General features: G+C 67.8%; 10 protein-coding genes. All 10 read right to left on the bottom strand.

Annotation, left to right across the window (positions count from 1 at the left end):
* Positions 1-138: 138 nt before the first annotated feature.
* The gene (gene pdhA, locus M6689_RS05905; protein WP_298269010.1) at positions 139-1116 is read right to left on the bottom strand and encodes a pyruvate dehydrogenase (acetyl-transferring) E1 component subunit alpha; all 978 of its coding nucleotides are present in this window, start codon (positions 1114-1116) and stop codon (positions 139-141) included.
* Between the two features lie 93 nt (positions 1117-1209).
* On the bottom strand, positions 1210-3147 hold the full coding sequence (locus tag M6689_RS05900) for an aconitate hydratase (RefSeq protein WP_298269008.1): 1938 nt from the start codon (positions 3145-3147) through the stop codon (positions 1210-1212).
* Positions 3148-3161: 14 nt separating this feature from the next.
* Positions 3162-4571 carry a dihydrolipoyl dehydrogenase gene (gene lpdA, locus M6689_RS05895; protein ID WP_298269004.1) on the bottom strand — a complete coding sequence of 470 codons (1410 nt, stop codon included), beginning with the start codon at positions 4569-4571 and terminating at the stop codon, positions 3162-3164.
* Positions 4572-4720: 149 nt separating this feature from the next.
* Positions 4721-5458: a tetratricopeptide repeat protein gene (locus tag M6689_RS05890; RefSeq protein WP_298269238.1), complete on the bottom strand. Its 738-nt coding sequence runs from the start codon at positions 5456-5458 to the stop codon at positions 4721-4723.
* Between the two features lie 15 nt (positions 5459-5473).
* On the bottom strand, positions 5474-6640 hold the full coding sequence (gene odhB / locus M6689_RS05885; RefSeq protein ID WP_298269002.1) for a 2-oxoglutarate dehydrogenase complex dihydrolipoyllysine-residue succinyltransferase: 1167 nt from the start codon (positions 6638-6640) through the stop codon (positions 5474-5476).
* A gap of 97 nt (positions 6641-6737) precedes the next feature.
* Complete coding sequence (locus M6689_RS05880) at positions 6738-9422, bottom strand: 2-oxoglutarate dehydrogenase E1 component (protein ID WP_298268999.1); 2685 nt, start codon at positions 9420-9422, stop codon at positions 6738-6740.
* A 45-nt stretch (positions 9423-9467) separates the two neighbouring features.
* Entirely contained in the window at positions 9468-9866 is a 399-nt protein-coding gene (gene msrB / locus M6689_RS05875; RefSeq protein WP_298268997.1) for a peptide-methionine (R)-S-oxide reductase MsrB, read from the bottom strand.
* 333 nt (positions 9867-10199) lie between these two features.
* Positions 10200-11258, bottom strand: a complete 1059-nt coding sequence (locus M6689_RS05870; RefSeq protein WP_298268995.1) for a hypothetical protein — start codon at positions 11256-11258, stop codon at positions 10200-10202.
* A gap of 5 nt (positions 11259-11263) precedes the next feature.
* Entirely contained in the window at positions 11264-13660 is a 2397-nt protein-coding gene (locus M6689_RS05865; RefSeq protein WP_298268993.1) for a heavy metal translocating P-type ATPase, read from the bottom strand.
* Positions 13653-14708: an AI-2E family transporter gene (locus M6689_RS05860; RefSeq protein WP_298268990.1), complete on the bottom strand. Its 1056-nt coding sequence runs from the start codon at positions 14706-14708 to the stop codon at positions 13653-13655. Before M6689_RS05860 ends, M6689_RS05865 begins: the two co-directional genes overlap by 8 nt.
* Positions 14709-14710 lie beyond the last annotated feature (2 nt).

Here is a 14710-nt window from a genome sequence, read left to right as displayed (position 1 = left end):
CGGCACGGCCCAACGGAGTATATCGGCGGCGCGACCGATGTTGCGATCGGAATGTCCTCACCCTCGTCAAATTTCCGGTAAAACTCCTTAGCCTTCATATATCTCGATCTCCTCTTTCCGTGACCGCCTTAACTCACGTCAGACATAGATGTCCCGGTACACCTCGTCATCCTCCGGCCACGGCGATTCCTCGGCAAACGCCACCGCATCGGCCACCGTCACAAGGGCCTGCTGGCGAATCCCCGACAGCTGGGCCTCGGTGGCGATCCCCTCCTCCACGAGCCTCTTCGCGAAGTTCGGGATCGGGTCCCGGGCCTTCCAGAGTTCCACCTCGGCGAGGCTGCGGTACTTGCCCGGATCGGCCATGGAGTGCCCGCGGAAGCGGTAGGTCATGGCCTCGATGAGGTAGGGGCGGCTCTGCTCCCGCACCCACTCTGCACCCCTTTTGACCGCCTCGTGGACGGCGACTACGTCCATGCCGTCGACCCGCACGGAGGGGATGTCGTAGCCGCAGGTCCGCCTGTGGATGTCGGAGAGGGCCGAGGCCCGTGCCACGGAGGTACCGATGCCGTAGAAGTTGTTCTCGCAGACGAAGAGGACCGGCAGCTCCCAGAGCCGCGCCCAGTTGAGGGATTCGTGGAACGTCCCCTGGTTCACGGCGCCGTCGCCGAAGAAGCAGGCGGCAATCCGGTCCTCCTTCCGGTAGGTGGCGGCGAAGGCGAGCCCCACGGCAATGGGGAACTGGCCGCCGACGATGGCGTACCCCCCCATGAAGGAGAGCTCCGGGGAGAAGAGGTGCATGGAGCCCCCCTTCCCCTTGCAGAGGCCGGTGGCCTTCCCGAAGAGCTCGGCCATGACCCGCCGCGGCTCCGCCCCCCGGACGATGGCCTGGGCGTGCTCGCGGTAGGCGGAGAGGATGTAGTCGTCCCTGTGGAGCGCCGCCGTGGCGCCGACGGCCACCGCCTCCTGGCCGCTGTAGAGGTGGAGGAAACCGGTGATGTGCCCCTTGGTGTACTGCTCGGCGCACGACTCCTCGAACTCGCGGGCAAGGACCATCTGCTCGTACATCTTCAGCAGCTCGGCGTCGGGCAGAATGGCGCGCAGTTTGGATTCCATGGGTGCCTCGAATATCCACAGAATGTAGGGGCGATCCTTGTGATCCCCTCTGGTGAGTGTTCACCCGTGTAGGGGCAAACACAAGGTTTGCCCCTACGTGGTACTTTTCACATAATTCAGCGTCCCCCCCGCCAGGAGTTCCTGCCGCTGCCGGTCGGAAACCTCCAGGACGGTGACGATCTCCCGGCCGTCGACCTTCACCCGAATCTCGCTGGCCCCGGAAGCGACGAGCCCCCGCAGGTTCGAGAAGGTCACCCTATCCCCCGCCTTCAGCAGATCGAAGTCTGCCGGGTTCCTGAAGGTGAGCGGGAGGATGCCAAAGTTCACCAGGTTCGCCTTGTGGATCCGGGCGAAGCTCTTGACGATCTTGGCCCGGATGCCGAGGTAGCGCGGGGCGAGCGCCGCGTGCTCCCGGCTCGACCCCTGGCCGTAATTCTCGCCGCCGATGACGACGCCGTTCCCCTTCTCCTTCGCCCGGTTCGGGAACTCGGGATCGATCTGGTCGAAGACGAATCGGCTGATGGCCGGGATGTTGCTCCGGTACGGGAGCACCTTGTTCCCCGCCGGCATGATGGTGTCGGTGGAGATGTTGTCCCCGACCTTGATGATGACCTCCGCCTCCAGGGCCTCGGGGAGCTCGTCGAAGTCGGGGAACGGGACGATGTTGGGACCGGTGACGATCTCCACCTCCTTCGCCTCTTGCGGCGGGAGGGGGAAGATGATGCTGGAGTCGTCCAGGACGTACTTCGCCGGGTTCTGCACGTTGGGCCACGGCATGAGGTCCCCCAGCTTGCGGGGGTCGGTGACGACGCCGAAGAGACCGGCGGCGGCCGCCGTCTCGGGGGAGCAGAGGTAGACCCGGTCGTTCTTGGTGCCGCTGCGCCCCGGGAAGTTGCGGGGGAAGGTGCGCAGGCTCACCTGGTCGGTCCCCGGCGCCTGCCCCATCCCGATGCACCCGAGGCACCCCGGCTGGTGGATCTGGGCGCCGGCCAGCAGGAGCATCATCACCCCCCCGGCGTCCGCCACGTTTTCCAGCACCTGCCGGCTCCCGGGGTTCACGTTGAAGGAGAGGTGGGAGGCGACGCGCCGGCCGTCGAGGATGCGGCAGACGGTCATGAGGTCCCGGAAGGCGGAGTTGGCGGAACTCCCGACGATCACCTGATCCACCTTCAGCCCCTCGATGTCGGCCACCCGCACCACTTTGTCCGGCGAGGAGGGGCAGGCGATGAGGGGCTCCACCGCGGCGAGGTCGATCTCCTCGTACTCGTCGTAGGTGGCGTCGGGGTCGGCGGCAAGCTCCTGCCAGACCTCGCCCCGCCCCTGGGCCTCCAGAAACTCCCGGGTCCGGTGGTCCGAGGGAAAGACGGAGGTGGTGGCCCCCAGCTCCGTTCCCATGTTGCCGATGATGGCCCGGTCGGTGGCGGAGAGGGTCGCCACGCCGGGGCCGTAGTACTCGATGATCTTCCCCACTCCTCCCTTCACCGTGTGGCGGCGGAGCATCTCCAGGACCACGTCCTTGGCCGAGACCCAGGGCTGGAGCTCTCCGGTGAGCTTCACCCCCCAGATCTTCGGGCACGGGAGATGGAACGGGTGCCCCGCCATGGCGAGGGAAACATCGAGCCCCCCGGCGCCGATGGCGATCATGGCGAGCCCCGCGGCGGAGGTGGTGTGGGAGTCGGCGCCGAGCATGGTCCGCCCCGGCACGCCGAAACGCTCCAGGTGCACCTGATGGGAGACCCCGTTTCCCGGTTTGGAGAGATGGATGCCGAACCTTTGAGCCGCGGTCATGAGGAAGATGTGGTCGTCGGCGTTGCGGTTGTCGGTCTGGAGGAGGTTGTGGTCGATGTACTGGGCCGCCAGCTCCACCTTCACCCGGTCCACCCCCATGGCGATGAACTCCAGCATCGCCATGGTGCCGGTGGCGTCCTGCAGGAGGGCGTGGTCGATCTTCAGCGCAATCTCAGTCCCCGGTTTCAGTTCACCCTTCACGAGATGCGCTTCGAGGATCTTCGTTGCGAGGTTCTTGCCCATGGGAATCTCCTTCCTTACGCATGTATCGCCCGCTTCTCCACATCCAGGGCCGCCTCCTTCATCACCTCCGAGAGGGTCGGGTGGGCGTGGAAGGTCATGGCGATGTCGGCGGCGCTGCCGCCGTAGGTCATCACCGTCACCGCCTCGGCGATGAGGTCCGAGGCCCGGGGGCCGATGACGTGGATGCCGAGGACCCGGCCACTGTCCGGTTTGGCGAGGATCTTCACGAACCCCTCGGTCTCGTCCATGCACCTGGCGCGGCCGTTGGCCATGAAGGGGAATTTGCCGACGCGGTACTCTACCCCCTCCCCCTTCAGCTCTTCCTCTGTCCGGCCGACGCCGGCCGCCTCGGGCCATGTATAAACGATACCAGGGATGAACGCGTAGTCCACCACCGACGCCTGCCCCGCGAGCCGCTCGGCGAAGACCTCCCCCTCGGCCATCGCCTTGTGGGCGAGCATGGGGCCGTGGATCAGGTCGCCGATGGCGTAGATCCCCGGCACCGAGGTCCGGTAATCGTCGTCCACGGCGATCCGCCCCTCCTCCAGCCGGACCCCCAGCTCCTCCACCCCGAGCCCCGCCGTCAGGGGGCGCCGCCCCACCGCCACCAGCACCCGGTCGCAGGCGATCTCCTCGGTGGCGCCGCCGCTTTCCACAGTCACCAGCGCCTTCCCCTCCCGCTTCTCGAAACCGGTCACCTTCGTCTCCATCCGGAAGGCGATCCCCTGTTTCTTCAGGGAGCGCATCAGGGTGTCGGCCACCTGGCCGTCGGTGTTGGGTAGCATCTTCGGGAGCATCTCCACCATCGTCACCCGGGCGCCGAGCCGCCGCCAGACCGAGCCGAGCTCCAGGCCGATGTAACCGGCCCCGACCACCAGGAGATGCTCCGGCACCCGGTCGAAGGAGAGGGCCTCCCGGGCGCTTGCCACCGTTTCCCCGTCGAACGGCATGAAGGGGATCGCCGCCGCCTCGCTCCCGGTGGCGAGAAGCACCCGTCTACCCCGAAGCTGCCGCGTCCCCTCCGGGGCCGCCACCTCTACACCGTGAACGCCGTCCCGCTCGCCGGTAAGGCGCGCCGTCCCCCTGACCGAGGCGATTTTGTTCTTCGTGAAGAGAAAGGCGACGCCGTCGGTCAGCTTCTTCACCACGTCGTCCTTGCGGGCCATCATCAGGGGGAGGTCGAGCCGGGGCGGGTCGATGCCGATGCCGTGGCCGGCGAAGCTGTCCCGCGCCAGGGCGAAGAGCTCGGAGGAGTCGAGAAGCGCCTTGCTCGGGATGCACCCCTCGTTGAGGCAGACCCCGCCGAGGCTCTCCCGCTGTTCCACCACCGCCACGGTCATCCCGAGCTGGACCGCGCGGATGGCGGCCACATAGCCGCCGGGACCGGCGCCGATGACAATGAGGTCGTAAATCTGTTCCGACATGGAAGCCTCCAGTTCTGTGACTGTGAAATTCATATTAATGCCAATATCCCCTCATCCGCCCCTTCGGGGCACCTTCTCCCCAAGGGAGAAGGGATCAACATCCCTCTCCCGGAGGGAGAGGGTGGCCGCAGGCCGGGTGAGGGAGAGGCCTACTTCGTCCCCGGCCGGTAGATGATCTCGAAGGTCCCCCCCTGGAGACGGTTCCAGAGGTTCTCGTCCACGGCGGTGGGATAGGGGGACCTGGCGCCGGTGAGACCCGGAAGGGAGAACTTGAGGCTGAATTCCCCCTCGTCGAGGATGACCCCCTTCTCCGCCAGGCGCGGGCCGCCGTCGTTCCCTTCGCGGCGCGGAGAGGAACTGGACGCCGAAATGGTCGGATGGAGAGCCCGGACCTCGGTGGGGCGTCCCCGGAAGGAGACGAGTTCCTGGAGGACGTCGCGGGCCCCCTCGTTTCCCTGGCGGGACGCCCTGCCGAGCCACTCTATCGCCTGCACCTTGTCGGCCGGCACCCCGTCCCCGGAGAGGAGGAGCAGCCCGTAGGCGTACTGGGCCTCGGCGTCACCGGCGGACGCCGCCTTGCCGATCCACCGGGCGGCAGCCCTGCGGTCCTCCCCGACCCCGGTCCCCTCGTGGTAAAACGTGCCGAGGTAGTACTGGGCCCGCACGAGCCCCCCCTTCGCCGCCGTTTTCATGTGCCGGGCCGCCGCCACCGGGTCGCGAGAGACACCGGCGCCGTCCAGGTATATCAGGGCCAGCATGAAGGCGGCCCGGGAATCCCCCCGTCGCGCCGCAGCCCGCATGGCGGCATAGCCGTTCCCCGTCCCCCACTGGCCGGCGGCCGGCCCAGCTAACGCCAGGAGCACCACCATCGTCATCCCGCGACCCATTCCCGCCACGCTCCCCTACCCCTCCAGAAAGAGCTCTTCGGGCTCCTCCACGTACTCCTTCACCTTCTTCAGGAAGCCGACCGCCTCGCGGCCGTCGATGATCCGGTGATCGTAGGAGAGGGCCAGGTACATCATGGGGCGGATCTCGATCTGGCCATCGCGGACCACGGGGCGCTCCTGGACGGCGTGCATCCCGAGGACGCCGCTCTGGGGCGGATTGAGGATCGGCGTAGAGAGAAGCGAGCCGTAGACACCGCCGTTGGAGATGGTGAAGGTCCCCCCCTCCAGGTCGGAGAGCTCCAGCCGGTTTGTCCTGACCTTTTCCACGAACCCGGCGATGGCCCCTTCGATCTCGGCGAAGTGGAGCCGTTCGGCATCGCGCAGCACCGGCACCACGAGCCCCTTCTCCCCCCCGATGGCGATGCCGATGTTGCAGTAGTGGTGGTAGACAATGTCGCTGCCGTCGATGAAAGCGTTCACGGCGGGGTATTCCTTTAGAGCCTCCGCGCACGCCTTGACGAAGAACGACATGAAGCCGAGGGAGACGCCGTGACGTTTCTGGAACTGCTCCCGGTACTTCTTCCGCAGCTCCATGACGCGCCCCATGTCCGCCTCGTTGAAGGTGGTGAGCATGGCGGTCTGCTGCCGCGCCGCCAGGAGCCGCTCGGCGATCCGCTTGCGGATCGGGGTCATGGGCGAGCGCGTGACGGGGCCTGCGGCCGGGGCTGGGGGCTGGGGGCTCACCTCAACGGTTTTTCCAGCCCCGAGTCCCAAGTCCCGAGCCCCGGCCTTCAAGATATCCTCCACGGTCACCCGCCCCCCACGGCCGGTTCCCTCCACCGCCTCGGGAGGGATTCCCTTCTCCTGGGCGATCTTGCGGACCGCCGGCGACAGGGGGGGCGCCTCCTTCGGCGTCTCCTCGCCTTTGCCGGTCCCAGGTCCCCGGTCCCCGGTCTTTTCGGCAATCTCGCCGATGACGGTACCGATCTTCACCGTGGTCCCCTCCGGCACCGTAACGGTGAGGATGCCGTCCGCCTCGGCGTTGAGCTCCATGGTGATCTTGTCGGTCTCGATCTCGCAGACCGGCTCGTCCTTTCTGACCGCTTCGCCGCTCTTCCTGAGCCACTTGGCCACCAGGGCCTCGAATACCGATTCGCCTACGGACGGGACTTTTATTTCCATGGGGGGTCTCCGTTTGGGACAAATTTGAGGTTCTTGCCATCGTTACAAACATTTCCCTCCCCCCCTGGCGGGGGAGGGTAAGGGTGGGGGGGGAAACTCATGCACAGGCCTCGCCGATGATCCGCTCCTGCTCCTCCTGGTGCAGCCGGTGGGACCCCACCGCCGGGACATCGTTCTCCGGGCGCCCCACGTAGCGGGGCTCCGCGCCGAGGAGCTCCGCCAGGTGCGGCCGGACAAAGCCCCATCCCCCCATGTTGCGCGGCTCCTCCTGGAGCCAGACGGCATCGGCGACGCCGCGGTACGGGGCCAGCGCCTCCCTCAGGAGGTCGGCCCGCAGGGGGTAGAGCTGCTCCACCCGGATGACGGCGAGATCGTCCCGGCCGTCCCCCTCCATCCGCTCCAGGAGCTCGTAATAGACCTTCCCGGTGCAGAAGATGAGCCGGCTGCCCTGCCCGGGCGCGGCGCCGGAGACGATGACCTCCCGGAACCGTCCGGTGGCGAGCTCCTCCGGCCGCGAGACGCAGCGCGGGTGCCGCAGGAGGCTCTTGGGGGTGAAGACAACGAGGGGCTTGCGAAACGGCTGTTTCACCTGCCGCCGCAGGAGGTGAAAGAGCTGGGCCGGAGTGGAGGGGTAGGCCACCTGCATGTTGTGGTCGGCGCAGAGCTGGAGATAGCGCTCGATCCTGGCGCTGGAGTGCTCGGCCCCCTGCCCCTCGAAGCCGTGGGGGAGAAAGAGGACGAGGCCGCTCGCCCGGTCCCATTTCGACTCTCCCCCGGCGACGAACTGGTCGATGACGACCTGGGCGCCGTTGGCGAAGTCGCCGAACTGGGCCTCCCAGATGACGAGCCCTTCCGGCGCCTCCACCGAGTAGCCGTATTCGAAGCCGAGGACCGCGAACTCCGAGAGCATGCTGTCCCAGGCGTTGAAGGATCCCCCCGATGCCGCCACGGCGGCAAGGGGAACGTGGGGGGTCTCCGTCTTCATGTCGTAGATGGTCGAGTGACGGTGGCCGAAGGTGCCGCGCCGGGAATCCTCCCCCGAGAGCCGGATGGAGACCCCTTCGGCCAGGAGCGAGGCGCAGGCGAGGGTCTCGCCGTTTCCCCAGTCGATCCCCTCCCCCTTCTCCACCGCCTCCCGGCGCCGGGCAAGGAGGGCGGCGACCTTCGGGTGGGGGGTGAAACCTTCGGGGATGACGGCCAGCCGGGCGGCGAGGCTTCGCAGCGTCGCGACGTCGACGGCGGTCTCCACCGGGTCCGGCGAATAGTCGCGGCGGTACCGCTCCCACTTCCCGTCGAAACCGGCCGGGAGGGGACGCGGCGGGGCGGCGACCGCTTCTTCGAGCAGCTTCGCGTATGCCGCCGCCCGGCCGTCGATCTCCTCCTGCGCCACCCCTTCCGCCACGAGCTGCGCGGCGTAGAGCTCGTGGACCGGTGGACGCTCCCTGATCCGGTCGTACATCACCGGCTGGGTGAAGTACGGCTCGTCCCCCTCGTTGTGGCCGTGGCGGCGGTAGCAGATGATCTCCACCACCACGTCCTTGCCGAAGGTCTGCCGGTAATCGAGGGCGAGGCGCACGGCATGGACCGCCGCCTCCGGGTTCTCGCCGTGGACGTGGAAGATCGGCACCGCCACCATCTTGGCCACGTCGGTGGCGTAGAGGGACGAGCGGGCGTCCGCCGGCAGCGTGGTGAAGCCGATCTGGTTGTTGATCACGATGTGGAGCGTACCGCCGGTCCGGTACCCTTCCAGTTGGGAGAGGTTCAGGGTCTCCGCCACCACCCCCTGGCCGGCGAAGGCGGCGTCACCGTGGATCAGGAGCGGAAGGACCCGCTTCGCCCCATCGGTACCGGCGGCATCCTGGCGGGCCCGGCACTTCCCCTCCACCACCGGGTCGATCGCCTCCAGGTGGCTCGGGTTGAACGCCAGGGTGAGGTGGATGCGCCGGCCGCCGGGAAGCTCCCGCTCGGAGGAAAATCCCTTGTGGTACTTCACGTCGCCGTCACCGACGAAACCGAGGGGAAGGTTGTCGGCAAACTCGGCGAAGATGTTTTCCAGCGGCTTGCCGACTATGTTCGCCAGGACGTTGAGCCGTCCCCGGTGGGCCATGCCGAGGATGAGGTCGGAGACGCCGTGCTCCGCCCCCCGCACCACCGCCGCGTCGAGAACGGGGATCAGGGTCTCCCCCCCTTCGAGGGAAAACCGCTTCTGGCCCATGAACCGGCGGTGGAGAAACCCCTCGAAGAGGGCGGCCTGCTGCAGGGTCTCCAGGATGCGGAGCTTCTCCTCCACCGAGAGGGAGGGGCGGTTGCGGACCGGCTCCATCCGCTCGATGAGCCACGTCCGCTCGCGGGGGTCCTGGATGTGCATGAACTCGACCCCGATGGAGCGGCAGTAGGTCTGCTGCAGGGTTTCGAGAATCTCCCGCAGGGTCGCCTCCGGCTTGAGGAGGTAGCGGCGGGGACGGAAGGGCCGATCGAGGTCGCCGGCGTCCAGGTCGTAGCGTTCCAGGGCCAGGAGCGGATGGTCGGGCTTGCAGGAAGCGAGGGGATCGGTGCAGGCGAGGAGATGCCCCAGGTCGCGGTAGCGGTAGATGAGCGAGTCGACGGCCGACTGTTTGGCCACCATCCCGGCGGGGACCCCCTCCCCCTCCGGCAGGGCGCCCCCGGCCTCGAAACCGCGGAAGAAGGCATGCCATGCGGGGGTGACGCTCTCCGGGCTGTCGCACCAGCGCCGGTAGAGGTATTCGAGGTACTCGGGGGAGGCTCCGGCGAGAAGATCCATGGGCATATCCTGGGAGCTGGCAGAAACGGGGGCGGGGCGCTCCTGCTATTTCCTGTCCAGCTTCAACGCAGCGGAGTTGATGCAGTACCGCTTGCCGGTGGGTTCGGGGCCGTCGTCGAACACGTGCCCGAGGTGGGCGCCGCAGGAGGCGCAATGGACCTCGTTGCGGCGCATGAAAAAGCTCCGGTCCTCCTCGCTCTCCACCCCTTCCGTCCGCATCGGAGCGGAAAAACTCGGCCAGCCGGTCCCGGAGTCGAACTTGTCGGCGGAACGAAACAGCTCCGCCCCGCAGCAGATGCAGCGGTAGGTCCCTTCGTCGTGGCAGTTCCAGTACTCGCCGGTAAAGGCCCGTTCGGTTCCCTTCCTCCGGGTGATCTCATACTGCTCGGGAGAGAGCTGCGCCCGCCACTCGGCGTCCGTCCTGACAATCTTCCGTCCGTCCATGGTCCCCTCCGATAGCCGGTGCCTGTGCCGTTCATCCTGAATTCGGCAGTTGGACGGGGTCTGACGGAGCGAATACGCGCTCTTTCGTTGCTGCTCTTGGCGACATGGAGCGATAGCAGCCGATCTTGTTCGAACCCGCAGGGTGAGTTGATCGACTGCCGCGCAATGAGCTTAGAGCAGCAGAAAGAGGGCGTTCTGAGCGGAGCAGACCCCGTCCAATTGCCGATTGTTGACATCAGCTACAGTGTACCCGGATTCGGCGAGGGTTCAAGCAGCGGCCGCCGGGTCAAGGGTCATCCGGTCCGATGCCGAAGGCCACCAATTCATGGAACGTCACCTGCCGCGGGAGGAAAAGCCGGTCTGTTCTGCCTCGTAATCGCCGGCACGAAGCCGCAACCGCGCCGCCTCCCGCTCGTATCGGTCGGCAAACCGGTCGTACAGGTCGTCGAAATCACGGGAACGGTCCAGATCCCGGAGGGTCCCTGCGGCCGATAACCGCTCCCGCCGATTTCCGAGGTCGTCGCGGAGCCGTTCGAGACGCCGGCTCTCCGCCTCGCAGAAACGGATCTCGTCGCGATAGCGGGCCGCCACGGCGGCGGGGGCTTCCCCCGCGGCAACGGGAAATCCGTTTTTCCGCAACTCCTCGAACCGCTCGGCCGCGACGGCGAGCCACTCCATCTCCAGCTTCCCCTCCTCGATGAGAAGCGCGAAATGCTTGGGAAGGTCCTCGTCCACGTCGGCGAGGGAGCGGAGCTCATCCTGGAGGTGCCGGACCTTTACCCTCAGCTCGTCCCGCTTCCGGAAATCGTCTCCCTTGCCGCCTCCCTGGAGTCGCTCCTCGATCCGGTCGAGCCGCTCCTGCAGCGAGTCGAGCTGGTCCGCCAGGAACTGTTTCCGGTCGAGGAGGCGGACAAGGCTCTGGAGGTCCCGGTTCAGGCTTTTAACCGCCGCGCCAAGGGCCTTGCTGAATTCCCGTACGACGCGCAACGCCTCGCCATATCTCTCGTCGGCCAGTGAGGCGGGGTGGTGCGGATCGGGCGGTGCGGCGAGATCGGACTCGACCTCGGTGTCGATGAGGGCAAGCCGCTCGCGGTAGTCACGGTACCGCTCCCGCAGGTCTCGGAGCCCACGCTCGCGCCGGGGGGACTCCAGGGGAAGGACGGCATCGATCCGGCGGTCCAGGTCGGCGATTTCCTGGTCGGCCGCTGCGATCAGGGTCCGCAGGTCTTCCCGCAGCCGCTGCACCGTCCGCTCTTCCCGCTCCCTTCGCCACGGCGCGTCGTCGCTTCCCCGGGGTGCCGCGGCGTTTGCAGGAACGGCCGCCGGGACCGGCGCCGGCATCGCCGTGACCATCGAGACCAGAACCGCCACGCGCACAAGGTTTCGAATCATCCGCCTCACCCGAGCTTTCTCCCGACCCGCCGCAGCAGGATCGAGTTGGTCACCACCGACACCGACGAAAAGGCCATGGCGAGCCCGGCGTACTCGGGCTTCAGGGTAATGCCGAGGGGAAGGTAGAGGGCGCCGGCGGCCACCGGGATCCCCAAGATATTGTAGAAGAGGGCCCAGAAGAGGTTCTGCTTCACCTTGGCGAGGGTGGCGCGCCCGAGGCGAATGGCCCGCACGACGTCCATCAGGTCGTCACGGACGAGGATCACGTCGCCGGTCTCCTTGGCCACGTCGGTGCCGCCGCCGATGGCGATGCCGACGTCGGCCCGGGCCAGGGCCGGGGCGTCGTTGATCCCGTCCCCCACCATGGCGGTGAAGTACCCCTTCGCCTGGTACTCCTTCACCACCTCCTGCTTGCGGCCCGGGAGGACCTCGGCCTCGAAGCCGTCCACCCCCGCCTCTCGGGCCACGGCGGCGGCCACGGCGCGGTGATCGCCGGTGATCATGAAAGTGGCGATCCCCATCCCCTTCATGGCCGCCACGGCCGCGGCCGAACCATCCTTCAGCCTGTCGGCCAGGGCCGCGACCCCGACGAGACGCCCTCTCCCCGCCACGAAGACGAGGGATTTCCCCGTCGCCGCCAGCCGCGCCGCCGCGTCGGCCAGGGGCGCCGTCGCCACTCCCGCCTCCTCCAGGAAGCGGGCGCTCCCCACGATGACCGGCTCTCCGTCCAGAGTACAGGCGATGCCTCCCCCCTCGGTCTCCCGGCACTCCGCCACCTCCGCGGGGGCCACCCCGCGCTCCGCGGCGCCGACCACGGCGGCCTGGGCCAGGGGGTGGGTGGAGCGGGACTCGGCGGCGGCAAGAAGCGTCAGAAGCCGCACCTCCGTTTCCCCCGGCGCCGGGACGAGGTCGGTCAGAACCGGCTCCCCCCGGGTGAGGGTGCCGGTCTTGTCGAGGAGGATCGCCCGGACCCGGGAGATGTTCTCCAGCACCGACCCGCGCTTCACGAGGATTCCCCGGCCGAGTCCCACCCCGCTCCCCACCATGATGGCGGTGGGGGTGGCGAGCCCCATGGCGCAGGGGCAGGCGATGACCACCACGGCGATGGCAAGCTTGAAGGCGAAGAGGAACTCCTGGTGGAGCACCTGGAACCAGAGGAGGAAGGTGAGAAGCGCCAGGGCGATCACCACCGGGACGAAGACGCCGGAGACCCGGTCGGCGAAGCGCTGGATCGGCGCCTTGTCGGCCTGGGCTTCCCGCACCATCCGGACGATCTGGGCCAGGAGCGTCTCCTCGCCGATGCGGGTTGCCCGGACCGTGAGGACCCCGCCGCGGTTCACCGTGGCACCGGTGACCGGGTCCCCAGGCTTCTTCGCCACCGGGAGCGACTCACCGGTGACCATCGACTCGTCCACGGTGGAGCTCCCCTCCACCACCTCGCCGTCGACGGGAAGCGCCTCGCCGGAGAAGACCCGCACCAGGTCCCCCACCCGGACGGCAGAGGCCGGCACCTCCCGCTCCCCCTCCGGGGTCATGAGCCGCGCCTTGTCGGCCTGGAGCCGCAGGAGCTTCTTCAGCGCCTCCCCCGCCTTCCCCCGGGCCCGGGCCTCCAGGTACTTGCCGAGGCGGATGAAGGCGATGAGCATGGCCGAGGTCTCGAAGAAGACGTGGCCGCCGTGCTCGCCGAAGGCCCCGAAGAAGGCGAAGAGGGAGTAGAAGTAGGCGGCCGAGGTCCCCAGCGCCACCAGGACATCCATGTTGGCGCTCCTGTTTTTGAGGGCGAACCAGCTCCCCTTGTAGAACGTGAGCCCGGCCGAGAACTGGACGATAGTGGAAAGCGCGAGATCCATCCACCCCACGGCCCGGTTCTCGTGCATGGTCATGGTGAGCATGATGGGGAGGGAGAGGAGGGCGCTCATGACGAACCAGTTCCGCTGGCCCTTCAGCTCCGACGCGGCCTCCGCCCCCCCCTGCTCCATATCCACCGGCGTGTACCCCGCCGCGGCGACGAGGGCGAAGATGTCGGCCCGGGTGAGGTGCGCCGGGTCGAAGCGGACCAGCGCCTCCTCCTGGGCCAGGTTCACCACGGCGGCGCTGACGGCGGGGTCGGCAAGGAGCTTCTTTTCCAGGTTCGCCACGCAGGAGGCGCAGTGGAGCCCCCGGACGCCGAAGCGGAGTTCGCCGGCGCCCGCGGCTCGCCGCGCCCCGTAGCCGAGCTCCTTCACCCGCGCCACGATGGCCTCTTCGGCAAGCGTCGCCTCGTCGTACTCCACCGCCAGTTCCTCGGTGGCGAAGTTCACCACCGCCGTCGCCACCCCGGCCATCCGGCCGATCTCCTTCTCGATCCGGGCCGCGCAGCCGGCACAGTGCATCCCGGTTATCCCGAACATTGCCTTACGCATCGTTTGCGTTCCTTTCGTCCAGATATCCCCGCAACTCGCCGGCGCAGATCTTCACCACCGCCGCCACCGGCACCGCCAGCACCACCCCCCAGAAGCCGAGCAGCTCCCCCATCGCCATGAGGGCGAAGATCACCGCCAGGGGGTTGAGCCGCAGGGTCCCCCGCATCAGGAGCGGCTTGATCAGGTTTCCCTCGATGATGACATAGATGACGAAGTAGGCGGCACAGACCTTGGGGATGATGAGGAGGTCGCCGGTTTCGGCGTAGCCGATGAGGGTGGGGGGGATGACCGCCACGATGACCCCCACGAAGGGGACCACCGAGGCGAAACCGGCCACGAGACCGTTCAGGAGCGCGAACTCCACCCCGAGAACGGAGAGTGCCGCGGCGGAGAGGGCGCCGACCAGGAGGCAGTCGATGAACTGAGCCACCACGAACCGCTCCAGGGCCCCCTTCACCCGCCCCCCGACCTGGCGGAAGGAGGGGCGCTCCCGGTGGGGGATGAAGCGGAGGATCAGGTCCTTCACGAATTCCTTGTAGCAGAGCATGAAGAAGACGAGGATCGGCGCCAGGATCAGGTTGAAGAGGCCGAACAGCGCCCGTTTGAGCTGCTGGTATCCCTGACCGGAGACGTCCTGGGCGAGCTTCCTGAGCGATTCCCCGGCGCGGGCAATGAGCCAGCTCCCCTCCTCGCTGCCGTAATACGGGGCGAGCCGCCCCTTCCAGGCGTCCAGGACCCCCTGCAGGTTCTGCAGATACCGGGGGACCGCCCGGGGGAAGGCTTCGAGCTGGTGACCGAGATAGGGGATCAGGGCGAAGAGCGAAAAGAGGAGGAGCACCCCCAGGCAGAGGTAGAGAACGGCGATGGCCGGGAGCCGGCCGAGCCCCTTGCGCTCCAGGAACTTCATGGCCGGATTGAGGAGGTAGGCGATGACCAGGGCGGTCAGGAGGGCCGAGAGGCTGTGGCGGGCAAAGTGCCCCGCCAGGAGGATCACCCCGAAGATCCCGGCGAGGAACCAGGCCACATGGGCCGCTTCGCGGGGGCGCACCG

The organism is Geobacter sp. (assembly GCF_027327745.1).
In the GTDB taxonomy this organism is placed as follows: domain Bacteria; phylum Desulfobacterota; class Desulfuromonadia; order Geobacterales; family Geobacteraceae; genus Geobacter.
Note: the sequence above shows the minus strand (reverse complement) of the source record. Positions and strands in the feature narration are given on the sequence as shown.

Excerpts from the sequence above, each read along its gene's own strand:
- pdhA (WP_298269010.1), bottom strand. The coding sequence starts at position 1,116 with ATGGAATCCAAACTGCGCGCCATTCTGCCCGACGCCGAGCTGCTGAAG.
- M6689_RS05900 (WP_298269008.1), bottom strand. The coding sequence starts at position 3,147 with ATGGGCAAGAACCTCGCAACGAAGATCCTCGAAGCGCATCTCGTGAAG.
- lpdA (WP_298269004.1), bottom strand. The coding sequence starts at position 4,571 with ATGTCGGAACAGATTTACGACCTCATTGTCATCGGCGCCGGTCCCGGC.
- M6689_RS05890 (WP_298269238.1), bottom strand. The coding sequence starts at position 5,458 with ATGGGTCGCGGGATGACGATGGTGGTGCTCCTGGCGTTAGCTGGGCCG.
- odhB (WP_298269002.1), bottom strand. The coding sequence starts at position 6,640 with ATGGAAATAAAAGTCCCGTCCGTAGGCGAATCGGTATTCGAGGCCCTG.
- M6689_RS05880 (WP_298268999.1), bottom strand. The coding sequence starts at position 9,422 with ATGGATCTTCTCGCCGGAGCCTCCCCCGAGTACCTCGAATACCTCTAC.
- msrB (WP_298268997.1), bottom strand. The coding sequence starts at position 9,866 with ATGGACGGACGGAAGATTGTCAGGACGGACGCCGAGTGGCGGGCGCAG.
- M6689_RS05870 (WP_298268995.1), bottom strand. The coding sequence starts at position 11,258 with ATGATTCGAAACCTTGTGCGCGTGGCGGTTCTGGTCTCGATGGTCACG.
- M6689_RS05865 (WP_298268993.1), bottom strand. The coding sequence starts at position 13,660 with ATGCGTAAGGCAATGTTCGGGATAACCGGGATGCACTGTGCCGGCTGC.